This is a genomic window from Pseudodonghicola flavimaris (genome assembly GCF_030164425.1).
GTDB lineage: Bacteria > Pseudomonadota > Alphaproteobacteria > Rhodobacterales > Rhodobacteraceae > Pseudodonghicola > Pseudodonghicola flavimaris.
In genome coordinates, this window is record NZ_JASNJD010000001.1 from 262,438 (window position 1) to 285,306 (window position 22,869).

Genomic DNA, 22,869 nt, shown 5'->3' on the forward strand with positions numbered 1-22,869 from the left:
AAGGCACGAATGCGATGACCGAGGCCAGCCACATCACCGTGGGCGGCGCCCCCGAGGGGTTTGACGCCCAGCTGATCCTGCGAGAGATCGGCCGGACCGCGGCGCCGGTGCTGCATGTGGCGCGCGACGACAAGCGGATGGAGGCGATGCGTGCCGCGTTGGCCTTCTTCGCCCCGGAGATGCCGGTGATCACCTTTCCGGGCTGGGACTGTCTGCCCTATGACCGGGTGTCGCCCAATGCCAGCATTTCGGCGCAGCGGATGGCGACGCTGGCAGCGCTGGTGCATCAGATGCCGGCGCAATTCGTGCTGCTGACCACGCTGAACGCCGCCACTCAGCGGATCCCGGCGCGCGAGGTGCTGCGCGATGCGGCGTTCTCCGCCCGTGTCGGCCAGCGGGTTGATGAGGAGGCGTTGCGGGGCTTTCTCGTCCGCATGGGGTTCTCGCAAAGCCCCACGGTGATGGAGCCGGGCGACTACGCCATCCGCGGCGGCATCATCGATATCTTCCCGCCGGGAGAGGCGGGGCCGGTGCGGCTGGATTTCTTCGGCGATGTGCTGGACGGGGCACGGCGGTTCGATCCGGCCAGCCAGCGGACGACCGACACACTGGAGACGGTCGAACTCGCCCCGGTGTCCGAGGTGATCCTGGACGAGGCGGCGATCACCCGGTTCCGGCAGAACTACCGGCTGGAATTCGGCGCCGCCGGCACCGACGATCCGCTCTATGAGGCGGTCAGCGCCGGGCGCAAGCACCAGGGCATCGAACATTGGCTGCCGTTCTTCCATGAGAAGCTGGAAACCCTGTTCGACTATCTGCCGGGGGCCACCATCACGCTGGACGATCAGGTCACGCCGGCGCGGCTGGCGCGCTGGGACAGCGTCGCCGATCAGTATGAGACCCGGCGGCTGGCGATGCAGGCCAAATCGCGGCTTGATACCGTCTACAAGCCGATCCCGCCGGGGCTGATGTTTGTCGACGATGCTGCCTGGGAGGTGGCGGTCGCGGGCCGCCGGACGATGCAGTTCCATCCGCTGCCGCAGGCCACAGGCCCCGGGGTGATCGATGCCGGCGGTCGCATCGGCCGCAACTTCGCCCCCGAGCGGCAGCAGGAGAACATCAGCCTGTTCGGCGCGCTGGCCGATCATATCACCAAGAAGCTGGACAAGGGGCCGGTGCTGGTCGCCTCTTATTCCGAGGGGGCGCGGGAGCGTCTGGCCGGGCTGATCGAGGACGAGGGGCTGGCCGAGATCATCGAGGTGCGCAATGGCACCCGGATCGGCAAGCGCGGGCTGCATCTGGCGGTCTGGGCACTGGAGGCGGGGTTCGAGACCGCCGATCTGACGGTGATCGCGGAACAGGACGTGCTGGGCGACCGGCTGATCCGGGCGCCGAAGAAACGCCGCAAGGCGGAGAATTTCCTGACCGAGACGCAATCGCTGTCTCCCGGCGACCTAGTGGTGCATGTCGATCACGGCATCGGCCGCTATCAGGGGATGGAGGTGATCACCGCCGCCGGTGCGGCGCATGAATGCCTGCTGCTGGAATATGCCGAGGCGGCCAAGCTCTACCTGCCGGTCGAGAATATCGAGCTGCTGTCGAAATACGGCCATGACGAGGGGCTGCTGGACAGGCTGGGCGGCGGCGCCTGGCAGGCCAAGAAGGCCAAACTCAAGGAACGTATCCGTGAGATGGCCGACCGGCTGATCCGGGTGGCCGCCGAACGGGCGCTGCGCAGGGCGCCGCCGCTGGAGCCCGAGCATCACGCCTGGGAGGCCTTCTGCGCCCGTTTTCCCTATCAGGAGACCGACGATCAGCTGCGGGCGATTTCCGATGTGCTGGGCGATCTGACCAGCGGCCAGCCGATGGACCGGCTGATCTGCGGCGATGTTGGTTTCGGCAAGACCGAGGTGGCGATGCGCGCGGCCTTCGCCGCCGCCATGTCGGGGGTGCAGGTGGCGGTGGTGGCGCCGACCACGCTGCTGGCGCGGCAGCATTACGCCAGCTTCGCCGAACGGTTCCGCGGCTTTCCGGTGCAGGTGCATCAGCTGTCGCGCTTCGTCACCTCGGCGGAGGCGGCGAAGACCCGCGAAGGGCTGGCGCGCGGCACCGTCGATATCGTGGTGGGCACCCATGCGCTGCTGGCCAAGGGTATCCGGTTCCACAACCTCGGCCTGCTGATCATCGACGAGGAACAGCATTTCGGTGTCGCCCACAAGGAACGGCTGAAACAGCTGCGCTCCGACATCCATGTGCTGACGCTGACCGCGACACCGATCCCGCGGACGCTGCAGCTGTCGCTGTCCGGCGTTCGGGACCTGTCGATCATCGGCACCCCGCCGGTCGACCGGTTGGCGATCCGCACCTATGTCAGCGAATTCGACGCGGTCACCATCCGCGAGGCGCTGCTGCGCGAACATTATCGCGGCGGTCAGAGCTTCTATGTGGTGCCGCGGCTCTCCGATCTGCCGGAGATCGAGGAGTTCCTGCGCGATCAGCTGCCCGAGCTGACCTTCGTCACCGCCCACGGGCAGATGGCTGCGGGAGAGCTCGACGACCGGATGAACGCTTTCTACGACGGCAAATACGATGTGTTGCTGGCCACCACCATCGTGGAAAGCGGGCTCGACATCCCCACCGCTAACACGATGATCGTGCATCGCGCCGATATGTTCGGGCTGGCGCAGCTCTATCAGATCCGCGGTCGTGTCGGCCGCTCCAAGACCCGTGCCTATGCCTATCTGACCACCAAGCCGCGGGCCAGGCTGACGCCGGCGGCCGAGAAACGGCTGCGGGTGCTGGGCAGTCTCGACACGTTGGGGGCGGGCTTCACCCTCGCCAGCCAGGATCTCGACATTCGCGGCGCCGGCAATCTGCTGGGCGAGGAACAGTCGGGCCAGATGCGCGATGTGGGCTATGAACTCTATCAGCAGATGCTGGAAGAGGCGATCGCCAAGATCAAGGCCGGCGAGATGGAGGGGCTGACCGAGGCGGACGATCAATGGGCGCCGCAGATCAACCTCGGCGTGCCGGTGCTGATCCCCGAGGACTACGTTCCCGATCTGGACGTGCGGCTGGGGCTCTATCGCCGGCTCAGCAACCTTTCCACCAAGGTCGAGCTGGAGGGCTTCGCCGCCGAGTTGATCGACCGTTTCGGCAAGCTGCCGAAAGAGGTCAACACGCTGCTGCTGGTGGTGCGCATCAAGGCGATGTGCAAACGCGCCGGGATCGCCAAGCTGGACGGCGGGCCGAAGGGGGCGACGATCCAGTTCCACAACGACAAGTTCGCCTCGCCGCAGGGGCTGGTGGACTTCGTCCAGGGGCAGAACGGGCTGGCCAAGATCAAGGACAACAAGATCGTGGTGCGGCGGGACTGGAAGAAGGACAGCGACAAGATCAAGGGCGCCTTCGCCATCGCCCGCGATCTGGCCGAAAAGGTCGCGGCAGAGCGGAAAAAGACGGCCGCAAAGGCCTGAGTGACCGGGCCATGGGCGGTGCGCGGGCTGTGGCAGAGATTGTCCGCCCGGGCTGAAACCGGCCATTGAAAGTCGCAGCGCGGGCGGGCAGGGTCGGGGAAACCCGCGACTTGGACGGCTTGATGGTACGACAGATTCTTCCGATTTCCGCCCTGCTTCTGGGCTCTGCCCTGCTGCTGTTCGCCGGTGGCATGAACGGGCTGATCCTGCCGGTGCGGGGCACCATCGAAGGCTTCAGCGCCAGCTCGCTGGGCCTGCTCGGCTCGGGCTGGGCGGTCGGCTATGTGCTGGGCTGCCTGATGATGGCGCGGCTGGTGGGGCGGGTCGGTCATATCCGGTCGTTCAGCGTGATGGCGGCCTTCGCCGCCGTCGCCGTGCTGCTGTCGCTGCTGCTGCTGAGCCCCTGGGCCTGGGTGCCGCTGCGCGCGATCTCGGGGTTCTGTTTCGCCGGGGCGGCGATGATCGTCGAAAGCTGGCTGGGCGAACGGGCCGAGCCCAGCACCCGCGGCCGCATCTTCGGCATCTATTCGATGGTCAACCTCGGCGCCTCCACCGCCGGGCAGATGGTGCTGACGCTGGGCGATGCCTCGGGGGCGTTGTTCTTCGTGCTGCCGGCGATCTTCTATTGCCTGGCGCTGGTGCCGACGGCGATTTCCTCCTCTGCCAGCCCGCGACCGCTGGTGCGGGTCTCGCTCGACATGCGGGCGCTCTGGCGCAACTCTCCGGTGGCGGTCTTCGCGGTGTTCTGCGTCGGCATTTCCAACAGCGCCTTCGGGACACTGTCGGCGGTCTATGCCAGCGGGGTGGGGCTGCAGCTGGCCTCGGTCACGCTGTTCGCCAGCCTGCCGGTGCTGGCCGGGGCGCTCAGCCAGATCCCGATCGGCATGGCCTCGGACCGGACCGACCGGCGCATGGTGCTGGTCGGGGTGGCGGTGCTGGCACTGGCCACCGATCTGGCCTTTCTGCTGCTGCGGCCGGAGGACCGGATGATCAACCTCGGGCTGGCGGCGCTGTTCGGGGCGGCGATCTATGCGATGTATCCGGTGATCATCGCCCATGCCAACGACCACGCCGAGGAGGGCAGCTTCATCCAGGTCAGCGGCGGGCTGCTGATGACCTTCGGGCTGGGATCGATCGCCGGGCCGCTGGCGGCCGGCTTCGGCATGGCGCGGCTGGGCGAGCCGGCGCTGTTTCTGACCTCGGCCGTGGCGCATCTGCTGATCATCCTCTTCGCGGTCCTGCGGATCGCGATGCGCGCGCCGGTGGTCGAGGAAGACAAGGCCAGCTTCGTTTCGGTGCCGCCGGGCCGGGTTTCGACCCCGGAAACCGCGGTTCTTGCCGCCACCGCCGAGGAGGCGGAAGAAGAAATTGCACAGGCTGAGCAGGCGCTTGCACAGGAATTGGGCAGCGAGGAGACGGAAGAGGCCCCCGTTGCGGCATCCCCCCCGGCCCCAGAGACCGAAGAGACCGGGGCAGAGATGCCGAAGCCGGTGCCACCGCGCGACGATTGAGATGGGGTCGCGCGCGGATGCGGGGCCGGTTTCAGGTCGCTCTCGCCCCCGGATCAGGCCGGGCGAAGCATCCGGCGATAGAGAGTTTCGAGAAATTCCGGCGCCGCGTCGAACGGGTCTTCCTTGCCCAGGACCGCGCGCACCTGCACGTCGAAATCGGCGTAATGCTGGGTCAGCGACCAGATCGAGAAAATCAGGTGATAGGGATGCACCTCGGCCAGCCGGCCCTCATCGATCCAGCCCTGGATCACCGCGGTCTTTTCATCGACCAGCGCTTTCAGATCGGTCGAGAGCACCTCGTGAATCCGGGGGGCGCCCTGCACGATCTCATTGGCGAAAAGCCGGCTTTCCCGGGGAAAATCGCGGCTCATCTCCAGCTTGCGGCGCACGTAGCCCAGAATTTCCTCGATCGGGTCGCCAATCGGGTCGAGCGCACGCAGCGGGTCCAGCCAGGTGTCGAGAAGCTGCGACAGCACCGCCTCGTGCATGGCTTCCTTGGAGGGGAAATAGTACAGAAGATTGGGTTTGCTCAGCCCCGCGGCACTGGCGATCTGATCCACCGTGGCGCCGCGAAACCCCTGAGCAGAGAAAACCTCCAACGCGGCGTCGAGGATGGCGGCGCGGTTCTTGCGCTGAATTCGGGTCGGGGCGCGATCCTTTGGCATCGGCGGAGCGATCTCCCTGATTGGTCTGTTGCCTGAATTATTGTCTTTGCCCCGGCACGTGGCGGGGTTTTGCGGTGCCGATTACGGCAATTTCTTGACTGAAGCGCAACCCGTGTTAGCGTGACTTTGACCTTTTGGTCAAATCAAAGATCCAGGACACATGAATTACACGGGGAGCCAGTAGCAGCCATGTCCGCTCCGGCACAAAATCTGAAAATCAACGCAGACCGTCTCTGGGACAGCCTGATGGAAATGGCCAAGATCGGTCCCGGCGTGGCAGGCGGCAACAACCGCCAGACCCTGACGGATGAGGATGCCGAAGGACGGGCGCTGTTCCAGAAATGGTGCGAAGCGGCCGGCATGACCATGGGGGTCGACAAGATGGGCACCATGTTCATGACCCGCGCCGGCGAGGACCCCGAGGCACTGCCGGTCTATGTCGGCAGCCACCTCGACACCCAGCCGACCGGCGGCAAATACGACGGTGTCCTCGGCGTGCTGGGCGCGCTGGAGGCGGTGCGCACGATGAACGATCTGGGGTTGAAGACCAAACACCCGATCGTGGTCACCAACTGGGCCAACGAGGAGGGCGCCCGCTTCGCCCCCGCGATGCTGGCCTCGGGCGTCTTCGCCGGGGTGCATTCGCTGGACTACGCCTATGAGCGCAGCGACCTTGAGGGCAAGACCTATGGCGAGGAACTGAAGCGCATCGGCTGGCAGGGCGACGAAGAGGTCGGCGCTCGCAAGATGCACGCCTATTATGAGCTGCACATCGAACAGGGTCCGATCCTCGAGTCCGAGGGCAAGGACATCGGCGTCGTCACCCATTGCCAGGGGCTGTGGTGGCTGGAATTCACCCTGACCGGCAAGGCGGCCCATACCGGCTCCACGCCGATGCCGATGCGGGTCAACGCCGGCCTCGCCATGAGCCGGATCCTGGAGATGGTGCAGGCGGTGGCGATGGAGAACCAGCCCAACGCGGTGGGCGGCGTCGGCCAGATGACCTTCACCCCGAATTCGCGCAACGTGCTGCCGGAGAAGGTGGTTTTCACCGTCGACATCCGCACCCCGGATCAGGCCAAGCTGGACGGTATGCGCGCCAAGATCGAGGCGGAAGCGGCCAGGATCTGCGACGAGCTGGGGGTCGACTGCGCGGTGGAGCCGGTGGGGCATTTCGACCCCGTCACCTTCACCCCGGAGCTGGTCACCAATGTGCGCAATGCCGCGGAGCGTCTGGGCTACAGCCACATGGACATTATCTCGGGCGCCGGTCACGACGCCTGCTGGGCGGCCAAGATGGCCCCGACCACCATGGTCATGTGCCCCTGCGTCGACGGGCTGAGCCACAATGAGGCGGAAGAGATTTCCAAGGATTGGGCCGCGGCCGGGACCGATGTTCTGTTGCATGCGGTGCTGGAAACGGCTGAAATCGTCGGGTGACGGCGGTGTGATCGCCACCGTCGGGCTGGGGGCGCTGCCCCCAGCCTCCCGGGATATTTAAGGCCAGAAAAACAGAAATCAGAGACAGAGACGCCAGCAACAGACCGGGGCGTTGCAACACCGGTCGGGCGACGGGGAGAACCGAGATGGACAGGGCCGGGCGGTCGTCAGTACCGGGAGAGATCGAGGCGCTGATCGCGCGCGAGATCGCCGGTTACGACGGCACGGCGCCCGGAGCGGCGGCGACGCTGGCGGCCTTTCGTGCCGCCCGGCATGCGCCCCGGCCGATCACGGTGAATTTCTCCGGCGGGATCACCCAGACCTGTTGGTCGGTGACGCGCACGGATGGCGATTATCAGGTAATCTACCTGCCGACGGCGGGCTATTTCTCGCTCTGTGTCGAGAGCGTCTTCGGGCCGCTGGACATCGGGGTGCATGGGGATGCGATCGGGTGCTACGCCTCGGTCTGACAAGACGAAACTGGGAGTTTGAATGATGAGCAAAGTGATCAAGGGCGGCACCGTCGTCACCGCGGATCTGACCTATCAGGCCGATGTGAAGATCGAGGACGGCAAGATCGTCGAGATCGGCCCCGATCTGCAGGGCGACGAGGTGCTGGATGCCTCCGGCTGCTATGTGATGCCGGGCGGGATCGATCCGCACACCCACCTGGAAATGCCCTTCATGGGGACCCATTCCAGCGATGACTTCTATGCCGGCACCCGCGCGGCGCTGGCTGGCGGCACCACCATGGTGGTGGATTTCGCGCTGCCCGATCCGGGGCAGTCGCTGCTGGATGCGATCAAGGTCTGGGACAACAAATCCGCCCGGGCCTGCTGCGATTACTCCTTCCACATGGCGATCACCTGGTGGGGCGAGCAGGTCTTCGACGAGATGAAGATCATCGCGCAGGAGAAGGGCATCAACACCTTCAAGCATTTCATGGCCTACAAGGGCAGCCTGATGGTGAACGACGACGAGATGTTTGCCAGCTTCAAGCGCTGCGCCGAGCTGGGGGCGACGCCGCTGGTGCATGCCGAGAACGGCGATCTGGTCGCCGAGATGACCGCCAAGCTCCTGGCCGAGGGCAATACCGGGCCGGAGGCCCATGCCTACAGCCGTCCCTCCCAGGTCGAGGGCGAGGCCACCAACCGCGCCATCATGATCGCCGATATGGCCGGCGCGCCGCTCTATGTCGTGCATACCTCCTGCGAGGAGGCGCATGAGGCGATCCGCCGGGCCAAGATGAACGGCAAGCGGGTCTGGGGCGAACCGCTGATCCAGCATCTGGTGCTGGATGAGAGCGAGTATTTCAACGAGGACTGGGACCACGCCGCCCGCCGGGTGATGTCGCCGCCGTTCCGCAACAAGAAGCATCAGGACAGCCTCTGGGCCGGGCTGGCGTCGGGGACGCTCAGCTGCGTCGCCACCGATCACTGCGCCTTCACCACCGAGCAGAAACGCTATGGCGTCGGCGATTTTTCCAAGATCCCGAACGGCACCGGCGGGCTGGAGGACCGGATGCCGGTTCTGTGGACCTATGGGGTGGAAACCGGTCGCATCACCATGAACGAATTCGTCGCCGTCACCTCGACCAATATCGCCAAGATCCTCAACTGCTATCCGCAGAAGGGGGCGATCCTGGTGGGCGCCGACGCCGATATCGTGGTGATGGACCCGGGCATGGGCAAGACCATCTCGGCCGACACCCAGGCCTCTTCCATCGATTACAACGTTTTCGAGGGGATCGAGGTCAAGGCGCTGCCGCGCTATGTGCTGAGCCGCGGGTATGTGGCGGTGGAGAATGGCGAGCTGAAGGCCAAGGAAGGCCACGGCGAATTCGTCGCCCGCGATCCCAATGCCACGGTGAACAAGGCGCTGTCCAAGTGGAAGGAACTGACCGCGCCGCGCCCGGTGGCGCGCGCCGGCATTCCGGCGACCGGGGTTTGATCCGGGTGGCCCGCGTCGCTCTGATCTTCGCCGGTGGCAGCGGCATGGGGGCGGATGCCGCCCGCCGGCTGCATGCCGATGGCTTCGAGGTGGGGATCCTCTCCTCCTCGGGCAAGGGGGCGGCGCTGGCCGAGGAGCTGGGCGGGCTGGGCTTTACCGGCTCCAACCTGGAGCCTGCCGATCTGAAGGCCTTTGTCGATGCGGCGCTGGCGCGCTGGGGCCGCATCGATGTGGTGGTGAATTCAGCCGGTCACGGGCCGAGTGGCGATCTGCTGGAGGTGCCGGACGAGGACTGGCACGCCGGGCTCGACATCTTCCTGATGAACGTGATCCGGGTGGCACGGCTGGTGACGCCGATCATGGTGGCACAGAAGGATGGGGTGATCCTCAATATCTCGACCTTCGCGGCGCTGGAGCCGCAGCTGCGGTTCGCGGTGTCGAATGTGTTCCGCGCCGGGCTGGCGAGTTTCACCAAGCTCTATTCCGACCGCTACGGGCCGGACAACGTACGGATGAACAACGTGCTGCCGGGCTTCATCGACAGCCTGCCGATTGACCCCGCCCGCAGCAAGGAAGTGCCGCTCGCCCGTTACGGGCGGATGGAAGAGGTTTCGGCCACGCTGAGTTTTCTGGCTTCTCCCGGGGCCGGCTATATTACCGGGCAAAACATAAGAATAGACGGTGGAGCAACGCGATCTCTATGACGGGACAAGCTGTAATCGAAGCCCGCGACCTCAATCTGGTGTTTCACACCAATGACGGTCCGGTGCATGCGCTGAAAGACGTGAACCTGACGGTGGAGAAGGGCGATTTCGTCAGTTTCATCGGCCCGTCCGGCTGCGGCAAGACCACCTTTCTGCGGGTGATGGCGGCGCTGGAGCAGCCCACCGGCGGCACCATCACCGTCAACGGGATGACCCCGGACGAGGCGCGGCGCAAGCGGGCCTATGGCTATGTGTTTCAGGCCGCAGGGCTCTATCCCTGGCGCACCATCGCCAAGAACATCAAGCTGCCGCTGGAAATCATGGGCTATTCCAAGGCCGATCAGAACGCGCGGGTCGAGGCGGTGCTGAAGCTCGTCGATCTGGAGGGCTTCGGCGGCAAGTATCCCTGGCAGCTGTCGGGGGGCATGCAGCAGCGCGCCTCGATCGCGCGGGCGCTGGCCTTCGATGCGGATATCCTGCTGATGGACGAACCCTTCGGGGCGCTGGACGAGATCGTGCGCGATCACCTGAACGAACAGCTCCTGGCGCTCTGGGCGCGGACCGGCAAGACCATCGGCTTCGTCACCCATTCGATCCCGGAGGCGGTCTATCTCTCGACCAAGATCGTGGTGATGAGCCCGCGGCCGGGGCGGATCGCGGATGTGATCGAAAGCCCGCTGCCGAGGGAGCGGCCACTGGAGATCCGCGACACGCCGGAATTCATCGAAATCGCCCATCGCGTGCGCGAAGGGCTGCGGGCGGGGCATTCCTATGACGAATGATCCGCGCCAGCTCGGGGAGGGCCGGGCATGAAATCCGTTCTGGCCGTTCTGACCGTGGTCGCCGCCATCGTGGCGATCTGGTATGCCGCCTGCGCTCCCATGAATATCAAGGGGGTGCTGACCGAACTGGAACGCGGTGGCGCGCAGGTGGTGCCTGAGGGGGCCCCGACCCGTCGCGACATGAGCGCCATCGGGCTGGTCGTGGCCAACAGCTTTGCCATTCCCGCAACCTGGGCACAGGAGCGCCCGCGTCTGCCGGCGCCGCATCAGGTGGCGGTAGAGCTGTGGCAGACCACGGTGATGAAGAAGATCACCTCGAAACGCAGCCTCATCTTTCACGGCTGGGTGACGCTGAGCGCGACGCTTCTGGGCTTTGCCATCGGCACCGGCCTCGGCGTGGTGCTGGCGGTGGGGATCGTGCATTCGCGGGTGATGGACATGTCGGTGATGCCCTGGGCCATCGTCAGCCAGACCATCCCGATCATCGCGCTGGCGCCGATGATCATCGTGGTGCTCTATTCGATCGGGGTGCAGGGGATGCTGCCGAAGGCGATCATTTCTGCCTATCTCAGCTTTTTCCCGGTGGTCGTCGGCATGGTCAAGGGACTGAGAAGCCCCGATCACATGCAGCTCGATCTGCTCAGGACCTATAACGCCAGCGCCAGCCAGGGGTTCTGGAAGCTGCGGCTGCCGTCGTCGATGCCCTATCTCTTCGCGTCGCTGAAGATCGGCATCGCCGCCTCTCTGGTCGGGGCCATCGTGGGCGAGCTGCCCACCGGCGCGGTCTCCGGGCTGGGGGCGCGGCTGCTGGCGGGCAGCTATTACGGGCAGACGGTGCAGATCTGGTCGGCGCTCTTTGCCGCCGGGCTGCTGGCGGCGATCCTCGTCGGCATCCTGGGCGTGATCGAGCGGATCACCCTGAAACGGATGGGGATGGCATGATGGCGGGCGTCGGGATCGTGAGTATTTTTGCAGAGAAGAAGACGGGGAGGGCGCCGCGATGATCCTGGTGATCCTGGCCCTGATCCTCTGGGCCTTTGGCTGGTGGCTGAATGTCCGGCTCGCCGAGGGGCCCAATGCCGGCGCGCCGCTGGTCCGGCTGGCGGTGCCGGTGATCTTCGGCGTCACCGTGCTGCTGGTCTGGGAGCTGCTGGTGCGCGGGCTGAACGTGCCGATGGTGATCCTGCCGGCGCCGTCGCTGATCGCTACCCGCTTCGTCACCAGCCTGCCGGTGCTCTGGGTCGATTTCCGCCAGACCATCCTGAAGGGGGCGCTGTCGGGCTATATCATGGGCTGCGGCGCGGCGTTGCTGGTGGCGGTGCTGATCGATCGCAGCGATTTCCTGCGCCGGGGCCTGCTGCCGGTGGGCAATCTGGTCGCGGCTCTGCCGATCGTCGGCACCGCGCCTATCCTGGTGATGTGGTTCGGTTTCGACTGGCAGTCGAAGGCGGCGGTGGTCGTGGTCTCGGTGTTCTTCCCGATGCTGGTGAACGCGGTAGCCGGTCTGGCCCAGACCACCGCCATGCAGCGCGACCTGATGCGCACCTATGCGGCCGGCTACTGGCAAAGTTTCTTCAAGCTGCGGCTGCCGGCGGCGATGCCCTTCATCTTCAACGGTCTCAAGGTGTCCTCGACCCTCGCCCTGATCGGCGCCATCGTGGCGGAGTTCTTCGGCTCGCCGACGGTGGGGATGGGGTTCCGCATCTCGACCTCGGTCGGGCAGCTGTCGCTGGACATGGTCTGGGCCGAAATCGTGGTGGCTGCGCTGGCGGGGACCCTGTTCTACGGCCTGCTGGCGCTGATCGAGAAGGGCGTCACCTTCTGGCATCCGTCGCAGCGTGGATGAGACCGGTGGGACATATCCCCTCCGGCCCGGGCCGCACCGGGAGCCATCTTCGGGCGCCCGGAAAAACGGCAATCCGGCTGCGGCCGGACCGGCGGTCGATGCCCGCGGGGCATCGGTGCGACACGATCTTGCGCGGCGATGGGGCTTCGGCCATGTTGCTGGCAGGTCAACGAAAATCAAACGACCAACAAGGAGTGTACAGATGAAGATCTTGGTGAAAAGCGCCCTGGCCGTCGGGCTGGCGATGGCGGCCTCGGCGGCGATGGCCGCGGATGAGGTGAAGCTGCAGCTGAAATGGGTCACCCAGGCGCAGTTCGCCGGCTACTATGTGGCCAAGGACAAGGGGTTCTACAGCGATGAGGACCTCGACGTCACCATCCTGCCCGGCGGCCCCGACATCGCGCCGACCCAGGTCGTCGCCGGCGGCGGTGCCGACGTGATGATCGACTGGATGCCTTCGGCCCTGGCGGCGCGGGAAAAGGGCCTGCCGCTGGTCAATATCGCCCAGCCCTACAAGCATTCCGGCATGATGCTGACCTGCTGGAAAGACGCCGGGATCGAGAAACCCGCCGATCTGGTCAACCGCACCCTGGGTGTCTGGTTCTACGGCAACGAATACCCGTTCCTCAGCTGGATGGCGCATCTGGGCATCAAGACCGACGGCAAGGGTCCCGACAGCGTCGAAGTGCTGAAACAGGGCTTCAACGTCGATCCGCTGCTGCAGCGCCAGGCCGACTGCATCTCGACCATGACCTATAATGAATACTGGCAGGTCATCGACGCCGGCGTCAGCCCTGAGGAGCTGATCACCTTCAAATACGAGGATCAGGGTGTCGCCACGCTGGAAGACGGCCTCTATGTGCTGGAAGACAAGCTGGCCGACCCGGCGTTCGAGGATAAGATGGTCCGCTTCGTGCGCGCCTCGATGAAGGGCTGGAAATACGCCGAGGAAAACCCCGACGAGGCGGCCGATATCGTGCTGGAAAACGACGCCACCGGCGCCCAGACCGAAAAGCATCAGAAACGCATGATGGGCGAGGTCGCCAAGCTGACCGCCGGGTCGAACGGGGCGCTGGACCCGGCCGATTACGAACGCACGGTGAAAACCCTGCTGGCCGGCGGCTCCGACCCGGTGATCACCAAGGAGCCCGAGGGCGCCTGGACCCATGCGATCACCGACAAGGCCCTGAACTGATCCTGTCTCGGGCGGGCGCCTCCGCGCCCGGTCCCTCGCTTGTTCTGCCGCCCATCCCGTTTCGCCGGGGTGGGCGGTTTCGCGTTTTGCGTCAAAGGGGCGCGCGCGCCGGCCTGTCCGGCGCCAAAGATACGCCGCGCGCCACGCTCCCGGGCCTGAGGTTTTCTGGCCGGAAATATCCTCGGGGGGTGCGGGGGGCTGTCTGCCCCCCGTCTCGATCCGCTGCCGCATCCCCCATCCCCGCCGGTCGGCGCCGCGCCTTGGGCGAAGCTGGACGCGCTTACCCGTCCTGCCGCTTCTCGGCGACGATCCGGGCCATCTGCGCCGCCGGCAGATAGCCGCGCAGCATCTCGTCTTCCAGCACGAAGGTCGGCGTGCCGGAGATCTTCAGCCGCTGCGCCAGCATATGATTGCGGCTCAGCTCGTCATTGACCGCGTCGCTGTTCATCTCGGCCAGGATCGCCTCGGCATCCAGCCCCAGCCCCTCTGCCATCCGCCGCAGCACCACCTCGCTGACATCGCCCTGCATCGACATCAGCGCGTCATGCACCTCGGCATAGGCGTCGTTGCCGGCCACCATCCGGGTGGCGATGGCAAAGCGCGACGAGATCACGGAGGCCTCGCCCAGGATCGGGAATTCCTTCACGATCAGCCGGATATTGCCGTCCTGCTTCAGCAGCGTGTCGATCTCGGGCACCGCCTTGCGGCAATAGCCGCAGCGGTAATCCATGAATTCGACCAGGGTGATATCGCCCTCGGGGTTGCCGCCGACCCAGGAATAGCCGTCGTTGAAGATGGCGTCGTGATTGGCCTGTACCAGATCCAGATCGGCCTGTTCGGCGGCCTCGGCCTGGCGCTGTTCCAGCAGGGTGACGGCCTCCAGGATCACCTCGGGGTGGTCCATCAGATATTCGCGCACCTCGATCCGGAAGGCGGCGCGTTCGTCGTCGGTCATCTGGGTCAGATCGGTGGCCTGGGCCTGACCGGCCAGCAGGGCCAGCGCGGTGATCGCCGGGACGGCAAGTCGGGTCATGGTCATTTCCTTTTCTGGAGCTTTTCAGAAGCACTCAGCACATCTTGAGCGCGTTGCCAAGGCGGCGAACCGCGCGGCAGCTGCATCGCGGCACGGCGGGCGTGGGGGCCGGCGTCTTCCAGCCGGCCCTCCAGCGCATAGCGTTCGGCGGTGACCAGGGCGGCCATGCCGGGGCGGCCGTCCTGCGCATAGGCCAGCGCCAGATCGTGGAGCAGCCGGGCGTCGCGGAAATCCCGCGACCGTGCTTGTTCCAGGCTGTCGAGCCCGGCAGCGCCCTGACCGGCGGCGCGCTGCGCCCGGCCGAGACCGGCCAGGATCAGCGGCTCGTTCGGGGCCAGCCGGTTGGCGGTGTCATAGGCGGCCACCGCGCCGGCCCAATTGCGGGTCTCCATCAGGAACTGGCCGCGCAGATCGTAATAATAGGCGTCCTCGGGCCGCAGGGCGATGGCGCCGTCGATCGCCCGCAGCGCCGCGTCCAGCCGGCCCAGCCGGTGATAGGCCACCGCTTGCCGCATCAGCCGGATATCGGCATTGGCCTCTTCCGGGGCGCGCCGCAACGTCCAGTCGGGCGCCCGGGTGAAGGCGGACAATTTGCCGCGGACCCGGTCGAACCAATATTGGTGCAGCGGATCGGCGGGCAGCTCGCGCCCGAAAGCCTCGACATAATCCTGCGCCGCGCGCAGCCGGTCCCGGGTCAGCGGATGCGACTGCATGTAGACGTCCTGGTTCGACACGCTCAGCAGTTCCTGCCCGGCAAAGGCCCGGTGCAGCTCCACCAGCCCGCGGGGATCGATCCCGGCGTAGGTCAGAAACCCTGCGGCGGCGCGGTCGGCCGCCGCCTCCTCGGCGCGGGTATGGGCGAGAAATCCGCGCAGCGCCGCGCTCTGGGTGCCGGCCGCCAGCCCCACCGCCGCCTCGCCGTTGCCGGCCACCGCGGCCATCGCCGCCAGTGCCGCACCCAGCCCTGCCGCGGTGCGGGCGCTTTGCATATTGCCCATGCGCCGGGCGATATGGCCATTGGTGATATGGGCGGCCTCATGCGCGATCACCGCCTGCAGCATGCGGGCGCTGTCGACCGACTGGATCAGCCCGTAGTGCAGATAGATGGTGCGGTGATCCAGCACGAAGGCGTTGAATGTGTCGTCGTCCACCACCATCACCCGCACCGTGCGCGGGTTCAGCCCGGCGGCCCGCAGGATCGGAAACGACAGCTCGGTCAGCCCGTGTTCGATGTCGGCATCGCGCAGCAGGGTCAGGGCGGCCACGGGACGCGGCGCCGCCAGTGCCAGCAGCGCGCAGAACAGCAGGGCCGGGATTGACGCCAGCCGTCGGGTGCAGGCAATAACCATGCCGCAACCATGGGAGCAGATCATGCGAAACTCAACCCGATCCCAGGTCGATCCCTTCATTGTGATGGATGTGATGGAAGCCGCCCGCCAGGCCGAGGCCGCCGGCCGTCACATCATTCACATGGAGGTGGGCCAGCCCAGCACCGGTGCCCCGAAGGGCGCGACCGAGGCGCTGAAGCGCGCGCTCGATGACTATACGCTGGGCTATACCGTGGCGCTGGGTCTGCCGGCGCTGCGCCAGCGGATCGCCCGGCTCTATGGCGAATGGTACGATGTCGATCTGAACCCGGAACGGGTGGTGATCACCCCGGGCTCCTCGGGGGGCTTCATCCTCGCCTTCACCGCGCTCTTCGACACCGGCGATCGCGTCGGTATCGGCGCCCCGGGCTATCCCTCCTATCGCCAGATCCTCAAGGCGCTGGGAATGACACCGGTCGATCTGCCGGCAGCCCCGGAAAACCGCTATCAGCCGGTCGCCGCCGATTTCGCCGGTCTGGATCTGGCCGGCCTGATGGTCGCCTCGCCGGCCAACCCCACCGGCACCATGCTGGATCACGCCGCGCTCGGCGCGCTGATCGAGGCGGCGCAGGGCCAGGGGGCGTCCTTCATCAGCGACGAAATCTACCATGGCCTGGAATATGAGGCCAAGGCGGTCACCGCGCTGGAGCTTTCCGATGACGTCTATGTCATCAACTCCTTCTCGAAATACTTCTCGATGACCGGCTGGCGCGCCGGCTGGCTGGTGGTGCCGGAGGATCATGTCCGCACGCTGGAACGCATCGCCCAGAACATGTTCATCTGCGCCCCGCATGCCAGCCAGGTGGCGGCGCTGGCGGCGATGGATTGCACCGAGGAGCTGCAGGCCAACCTCGCGGTCTATGCCAGGAACCGTGCGCTGATGCTCGAAGGCCTGCCGAAGGCCGGATTCGACCGGATCGCGCCGCCCGATGGCGCCTTCTACATCTATGCCGATGTTTCCGAACTGACCGGGGACAGCCGTGCCTTCGCCGCCGAGATCCTCGACAAAGCCGGTGTCGCGGTCACCCCGGGGCTGGATTTCGATCCCGAACGCGGGGCCACCACGCTGCGCTTCTCCTACGCCCGGTCCACCGCCGATATCGAAGAGGGGCTGGCGCGGCTGGTGCGCTTCATGGCCGCGCGCGGCTGATCGGCAGGAGCGCAGCGGCCCCGGCGGCCGCTGCCGTCCTCCGGGGGCGTCGTCCCCCGTCTTTTTCTGGCCGGAAATACCCTGGGGGGTGGGGGGCAGACAGCCTCCCGTGCGACACTCGGGGCAGGCGCCGAAATCCGACATTTCCAACCCCCGCCGGCTGGGCTATCCTGACGCCAAGCGGCCGGACAGAAGGCCGCATCCGAATGATCACAGGCAGCGGGCGGAGCGGGTGTTGGGCAGGTTTCTTGCGGTTTTTTCGCTGATCGTCGGCCTGACCGCCGGTCTGATGGTGCTGGCGGCGGCGCCGGGTCTGGCGCAACAGTCGCCGGATCGGTTCTCGGCGCTGGCGCGGATCGATCCGGACCAGAGCCGGATCACAGCCGAGGGGCGGCACAACCTGCGCATCGATCTCGGCCTCAGCCAGGGGGTGCCCTATCGGCTCTTCACCCTGACCGATCCGGACCGGCTGATCCTCGATTTCCAGGAGATCGACTGGACCGGGCTCCGGTCCGAGCGGCTGGTGCAGACTGACCGTGTCCTGCAGGCGCAGTTCGGCGCCTATGTGCCGGGCTGGTCGCGGATGGTGCTGGAGCTCGCGGCGCCGATGCAGGTGACCCGCGCGGGGCTGACCATCGATCCCGAAACCGCCGCCGCGCATCTGTCGCTCGACCTCGCTCCGGTCAGTGCGGAGAGCTTTGCCGAACAGTCCGGCGCCCCCTATGATCCGCGCTGGGATCTGCCGGAACCGGCGGTGGTGGATCGTCCCGCCGCGCGCGACCCGGAGGCGCCGCTGCGGGTGGTGATCGATCCCGGACATGGTGGCATCGATCCGGGGGCGGAGGCCGGAGAGGCCACCGAAAAGGACCTGATGCTGACCCTCGGGCGGGAGCTGCGCGAGGTGCTGCTGCGCTCCGGCGGCTTCGACGTGGTGATGACCCGGGACGACGATCATTTCGTGTCGCTGGAACGGCGGGTGACGCTGACCCATCAGGCGGCGGCGGATGTCTTCATCTCGCTGCATGCCGATTCCCTCTCCGAAGGGCTGGCCCATGGCGCCACCGTCTACATGCTGTCGCGCGACGCTTCCGACGTCGCCAGCGCGCTGCTGGCCGAACGCCACGACCGCGCCAATCTGCTGTCGGGCGCCGATCTCAGCCAGGCCGATGACGAGGTGACCGATATCATGCTCGATCTCGCCCGGCAGGAGACCCGGCCACGGACCGAGGCGCTGGCGCGGGCGCTGATCTCCGGCATCACCAATGTCGGCGGGCCGATGAACCGGCGGCCGCTGCGCTCGGCCTCCTTCTCGGTGCTGAAGGCGGCGGATATCCCCTCGGTGCTGATCGAGGTCGGCTTTCTGTCCAGCCCGCGCGATCTGAAGAACCTCAAGGACCCGGAATGGCGCGCCGGCATCGCCCGCGGCATCCGCAACGGGCTGGTCAACTGGCGCAAGTCCGATCAGGCGCGCCGGCCGCTGGTGCGGCAATAGGGGGCGGCGATGGACGACAGGCTGCGCATCATCAACCTCGGGCTGCCGAAATCGGGCACCACCACGCTCGGGGTTGCGCTGACCCGGGCCGGGATGCGGGTCGCCGACTGGCGGATCCGCAAGGGCCAGACCGAGGATCGCGACATCCTCTTCGGTTTCGTCGGCGACCACCTCTATCGGGGCTACTACGAAACCGGCGATCCGCTGGCGCGGCTGGCAGAGTTCGATGCGGTGACCGAGATGAGCGTCGCCTCGCACGGGCATTCGCTCTGGCCGCAGATGGACTGGGGGCTGTTGCAGGCGATCCGGACGCATCATCCCAATACCAAGTTCATCCTCAGCCATCGCGATCCGCAGGCGCTGGTCAAATCCATGCTGGGCTGGTCGAACCTCGGCTCGTCGCGGCTGCCGCAACAGAACGTGCCGGGGCTGCCGGCGGGCTATGGCAGCAGCCCGGACCATCTGCTGCGCTGGATCGAGGGGCATTATGCCTTCTGTCGGCGGGTGTTTCGCGACGATCCGGATTTCCTGGAATACGATCTGGGCGATCCGGAGGCGCCGCAGAAGATCAGCGCCTTTCTCGGCATCGCGCTGCCCTGGTGGGGCCGGGCCAATGCCAAGACCGAGGTGGCGGAGGCTGCGACCGATCCGGCGCCGCGCCGGGGGGCACGTCCGCGCCGGGTGATCCTGCACGCCGGCGCGCCGCGGACCGGGAGCGAGGCGTTGCAGCGGCTGTTGCGTGCTGGCGCCGCCGATCTGGCCGGCGCCGGGATCGCCGTGGCCTGCCCGGGCGGCGAGGACGAGGCGACGCTGCGGCTGAAGCTGCCGGAGCCGCGCCACGATCAGACAGAGGTGCAGCGCCTGACCGACCGCGCTGCGCAGGAGATCGACCGGCTCGCCGGGGGGCAGGACCGCCTGATCCTGTCGGAGGAGACCATTCCCGGACGGGTGGTGCATCTTTATGGCGGCCGGTTCTTCCCGGCGGCGGAGCTGCGGGCGGAGGCGCTGGCCCGGGCGCTGGACCGCACCGGCAGTGTTGTGGATCATCTGATCTTCGCACTGCGCCCCTATGACCGCTACTTCGCGGAGGTGCATCGCCGGCGCGCGGCGGAGCGGCCGGTGCCGCCCTTTGCCGCCCTGCGCGCCCGTCTGGCCGAGCTCGATCGCGGTTGGCCGGAGCTGGTCGCGGTGCTGCAGGCGGCGCTGCGGCCGGCGCGGGTCACGGTGATCGCGCCGTCGGGCGATGACACCCCCGACTGGGCCGCGGTGCTGCCCGAGATCGGCGCCGCCGGCGCCGGCGCAGAGGCGGCGCCCGAGAGCCTGCCCACCGATGCCGCCCTGGAGGCGATCCAGAGCCGTCTGGCGCAGGAGCGGCCCCCCACGCGGGAGGAGATCGCGGCGCTGATCGCCGCCGGGGCAGGGGACACTAGATCACGCGGGGTCGCCGATTTCCCCGCCGCCGAGGCCCGGGCCTGGCAGGATCGCTACGCCGCCCATCTTGACCGCATCGCGGCGATGCCCGATATCGCGCTTGTGCGTGGCTGAGCGACCGCCCGCCGGCGGCTCAGCCATGGGACGCCGATGGCCGGTTCCGGTTTTGACCCCAGAGCGCTGCGTGCCTATATAGGGGCACCCGCGCGAGAAAAGGCTTCATAGTGCTTCGGTTCATCCTCTCCTTTTTCGGGGCGATCTTCAGCCTTGTGACGCTGAGCATCTTCATGGTGGCGCTGCTGGTCGGCGGCATCTTCTGGATGTATGCCCGTGATCTGCCCAGCTATGCCGCTCTGGCCCAGTACAAGCCGCCGACGATCAGCCGGATCTACTCCGGCGAGGGGCAGTTGATCGACGAATTTGCGCAGGAGCGGCGCCTGTTCACCCCTTCGGACGAAATTCCCGATCTGGTGAAAGAGGCCTTCATCTCGGCCGAGGACAAGAATTTCTACCAGCACAAGGGGTATGACCTGCGCGGCATCGCCGCCGCCGGGATCGAGGCGATTCGCTCGCGCGGCAAGACCGTGCGCGGCGCTTCCACCATCACCCAGCAGGTGATGAAGAATTTCCTGCTGTCGGGCGACCGTCAGGCCGAGCGCAAGATCAAGGAGATCATCCTTGCCGCCAAGGTGGAACATGCGCTGAGCAAGGACCAGATCCTGGAGCTGTATTTGAACGAGATCTTCCTCGGGCAGAACTCCTATGGGGTCACTGCCGCGGCGCAGACCTATTTCAACAAGACGCTGGCGGAGCTTGAGCCGCATGAGGCGGCCTTCCTCGCCTCGATGCCCAAGGCGCCGTCGGATTTCCACCCCGTCCGCAACAAGAAACGGCTGCAGCAGCGGCGCGACTACGTGCTGCGCGAGATGCGCGAGAACGGCTATATCGACGAGGCGACCTATGAACATGAGGTCGCCCAGCCGGTGCGCTCGGTGCAGAACGGCGATTTCGAGAGCTTCAAGAGCACCCTGCCGCCGCGCGATTATTTCACCGATGAAATCCGCCGCCAGCTGAGCCAGGATTTCGGCGAGGGCGAATTCTTCACCGGTGGTTTCACCGTGCGCGCCACGGTCGACAAGGACATGCAGGTGGAGGCCGCTGCCTCGCTGCAGGAGCAGCTGGAGAAATACGACCGCAACCGTGGCATCTGGCGTGGCACCGGCCACAGCATTCCCGCCGAGGCGCTGACCAGCGAAGAGAGCTGGCGCGCGGCGCTGGCGGCGATCGAAGTGCCGCGCGACGTCGATCTGGACAGCCACTGGTATCCCGCCGTGGTGCTGCAGGTCGGCGCCCAGGACGCCCGCATCGGCATCGAGGACGTGCCGGAGGATGCCGACGGCCACTGGATCCCGGCCAAGGACGTGCAATGGGCGCGCAAGCGCCTGGCCGATGGCAAGCTGGCGCGCAAGGCACGGGTGGCAGGCGATCTGCTGTCGGTCGGCGATGTGGTGCTGGTCCGCAGGATGACCAACGACAAGGACGGCAGCTTTATCCGCTGGACCCTGCGCCAGGTGCCGGAGGTCGAGGGCGGCTTCATGGCGATGGATGTGAACACCGGCCGGGTGATCGCCATGCAGGGCGGATTCTCCTATCAGGCCTCGGTCTTCAACCGCGCCACCCAGGCGATGCGCCAGCCGGGATCCTCGTTCAAGCCCTTCGTCTATGCGGCGGCGCTGGACAGCGGCTACAGCCCGGCGACCATCGTGGTCGACGCCCCGATCGAGATCAATACGCCGCAGGGTCTGTGGCGGCCGCGCAACTCGTCGAACAAGTTCTACGGCCCGACACCGCTGAGGACCGGGATCGAGATGAGCCGGAACCTGATGACCATCCGTCTGGCCCAGGAGGTCGGCATGCCGGTGGTCGCCAGCTATGCCGAACGGTTCGGTGTCTATGACGAGATGGGCCCCTATCTGGCCAACTCGCTCGGCGCCGAGGAGACCACGCTCTACCGCATGGTCGCGGCCTATGCGATGTTCGCCAACGGCGGTGAACGGGTCGAACCGACGCTGGTCGACCGGGTGCAGGACCGTTACGGCAAGACCATCTACCGCCACGACAAGCGCGACTGCGTCGATTGCGAGATGCGCAATCTGCCGACGGGCGAGGGGCCGCATATCGTGTCGAACCGCAGCCGGGTTATGGATGCGATCACCGCCTATCAGCTGACCTCGATGATGAAGGGCGTGGTCGATCGCGGCACCGCCTCTGGCGTGGTGAACCTGCCGGTGCCCACCGCCGGCAAGACCGGCACCACCAACGAGGCGCGCGATGTCTGGTTCATCGGCTTCACCTCCAACGTGGTGGCGGGCTGCTATATCGGCTACGACACGCCGCGGCCGCTGGGCCGGGGGGCCTATGGTGCCTCGATGTGCGGTCCGGTGTTCCAGCGGTTCATGGAAAAGGCGGTGAAGAAATTCGGCGGCGGCCCGTTCGAGGTGCCCCCGGGTGGCCATTTCATCAAGATCGACCGCTATACCGGTGCCCGGCTTCCCGACGACGCCAGCGGCGCGGCGGTGGTGGCGGAATACTTCCGCGATGGCGAGGAGCCGATCTTCGGGCTGACTTACGATGGCGGCTTCGCCATGGGGTCGAATCTGCCGTTGTTCGAAGAGGTCACCTCCGGCGGGCGTCAGGTCACCACCTCCACCGGCGAAACCACCGTGGTGGGCCCCAAGGCCGATTTCGGCACGGTGAGCTCGGGCGGGCTTTACTGATGAGGGTGATCCTGCCCGCCCCGTGTCGGGGCGGGCAGCCTGTGCCTCTT

The 22,869-nt window shown here is 66.6% G+C and carries 17 protein-coding genes; 14 read left to right on the plus strand and 3 right to left on the minus strand.

The genetic code is table 11. From position 1 onward, the window contains the following. Positions 1-14: 14 nt before the first annotated feature. Positions 15-3,476, plus strand: a complete 3,462-nt coding sequence (gene mfd, locus QO033_RS01270; protein ID WP_284479103.1) for a transcription-repair coupling factor — start codon at positions 15-17, stop codon at positions 3,474-3,476. Between the two features lie 122 nt (positions 3,477-3,598). Beyond that, positions 3,599-4,987 carry an MFS transporter gene (locus tag QO033_RS01275; RefSeq protein WP_284479104.1) on the plus strand — a complete coding sequence of 463 codons (1,389 nt, stop codon included), beginning with the start codon at positions 3,599-3,601 and terminating at the stop codon, positions 4,985-4,987. A gap of 53 nt (positions 4,988-5,040) precedes the next feature. Here QO033_RS01275 and QO033_RS01280 read toward each other — a convergent pair whose 3' ends face one another. Then, a complete protein-coding gene (locus QO033_RS01280; protein ID WP_284479105.1) occupies positions 5,041-5,652 on the minus strand; it encodes a TetR family transcriptional regulator C-terminal domain-containing protein in 612 nt (203 codons plus the stop codon). Between the two features lie 189 nt (positions 5,653-5,841). On the opposite strand from QO033_RS01280, the gene QO033_RS01285 reads away from it, so the two are divergent. The 8 genes from QO033_RS01285 (at position 5,842) to QO033_RS01320 (ending at position 13,569) form a co-directional block, all read left to right on the plus strand. Beyond that, positions 5,842-7,092 (plus strand): Zn-dependent hydrolase, encoded by a 1,251-nt coding sequence (locus QO033_RS01285; RefSeq protein ID WP_284479106.1) that lies wholly within the window; start codon positions 5,842-5,844, stop codon positions 7,090-7,092. 146 nt (positions 7,093-7,238) lie between these two features. Continuing rightward, the gene (locus QO033_RS01290; protein WP_284479107.1) at positions 7,239-7,562 is read left to right on the plus strand and encodes a hypothetical protein; all 324 of its coding nucleotides are present in this window, start codon (positions 7,239-7,241) and stop codon (positions 7,560-7,562) included. Positions 7,563-7,587: 25 nt separating this feature from the next. Continuing rightward, positions 7,588-9,042, plus strand: a complete 1,455-nt coding sequence (hydA, locus tag QO033_RS01295) for a dihydropyrimidinase (RefSeq protein ID WP_284479108.1) — start codon at positions 7,588-7,590, stop codon at positions 9,040-9,042. After that, on the plus strand, positions 9,042-9,746 hold the full coding sequence (locus QO033_RS01300; protein WP_284479372.1) for an SDR family oxidoreductase: 705 nt from the start codon (positions 9,042-9,044) through the stop codon (positions 9,744-9,746). The genes hydA and QO033_RS01300 overlap by 1 nt, the downstream gene beginning before the upstream one ends. After that, the gene (locus QO033_RS01305) at positions 9,743-10,528 is read left to right on the plus strand and encodes an ABC transporter ATP-binding protein (RefSeq protein WP_284479109.1); all 786 of its coding nucleotides are present in this window, start codon (positions 9,743-9,745) and stop codon (positions 10,526-10,528) included. The genes QO033_RS01300 and QO033_RS01305 overlap by 4 nt, the downstream gene beginning before the upstream one ends. A gap of 27 nt (positions 10,529-10,555) precedes the next feature. Next, on the plus strand, positions 10,556-11,470 hold the full coding sequence (locus QO033_RS01310) for an ABC transporter permease (protein WP_284479110.1): 915 nt from the start codon (positions 10,556-10,558) through the stop codon (positions 11,468-11,470). 58 nt (positions 11,471-11,528) lie between these two features. After that, a complete protein-coding gene (locus tag QO033_RS01315) occupies positions 11,529-12,374 on the plus strand; it encodes an ABC transporter permease (RefSeq protein ID WP_284479111.1) in 846 nt (281 codons plus the stop codon). 202 nt (positions 12,375-12,576) lie between these two features. After that, a complete protein-coding gene (locus QO033_RS01320) occupies positions 12,577-13,569 on the plus strand; it encodes an ABC transporter substrate-binding protein (protein ID WP_284479112.1) in 993 nt (330 codons plus the stop codon). Between the two features lie 280 nt (positions 13,570-13,849). Here the strand turns inward: QO033_RS01320 and QO033_RS01325 are convergent, their stop codons facing one another. Then, positions 13,850-14,608, minus strand: coding sequence for a DsbA family protein (locus QO033_RS01325; protein ID WP_284479113.1), 759 nt, complete (start codon positions 14,606-14,608; stop codon positions 13,850-13,852). Next, positions 14,605-15,975, minus strand: a complete 1,371-nt coding sequence (locus QO033_RS01330) for a M48 family metalloprotease (protein WP_407682080.1) — start codon at positions 15,973-15,975, stop codon at positions 14,605-14,607. The genes QO033_RS01325 and QO033_RS01330 overlap by 4 nt, the downstream gene beginning before the upstream one ends. Here QO033_RS01330 and QO033_RS01335 point away from each other — a divergent pair. From QO033_RS01335 to QO033_RS01350, 4 genes are all read left to right on the plus strand, one after another. Beyond that, the gene (locus QO033_RS01335) at positions 15,974-17,119 is read left to right on the plus strand and encodes a pyridoxal phosphate-dependent aminotransferase (protein ID WP_284479115.1); all 1,146 of its coding nucleotides are present in this window, start codon (positions 15,974-15,976) and stop codon (positions 17,117-17,119) included. The genes QO033_RS01330 and QO033_RS01335 overlap by 2 nt on opposite strands. Positions 17,120-17,354: 235 nt before the next feature. After that, a complete protein-coding gene (locus QO033_RS01340; RefSeq protein ID WP_284479116.1) occupies positions 17,355-18,611 on the plus strand; it encodes an N-acetylmuramoyl-L-alanine amidase in 1,257 nt (418 codons plus the stop codon). 9 nt (positions 18,612-18,620) lie between these two features. Then, positions 18,621-20,156, plus strand: a complete 1,536-nt coding sequence (locus QO033_RS25230; protein WP_321170038.1) for a sulfotransferase — start codon at positions 18,621-18,623, stop codon at positions 20,154-20,156. Between the two features lie 110 nt (positions 20,157-20,266). Next, positions 20,267-22,819: a penicillin-binding protein 1A gene (locus QO033_RS01350; protein ID WP_284479117.1), complete on the plus strand. Its 2,553-nt coding sequence runs from the start codon at positions 20,267-20,269 to the stop codon at positions 22,817-22,819. Positions 22,820-22,869 lie beyond the last annotated feature (50 nt).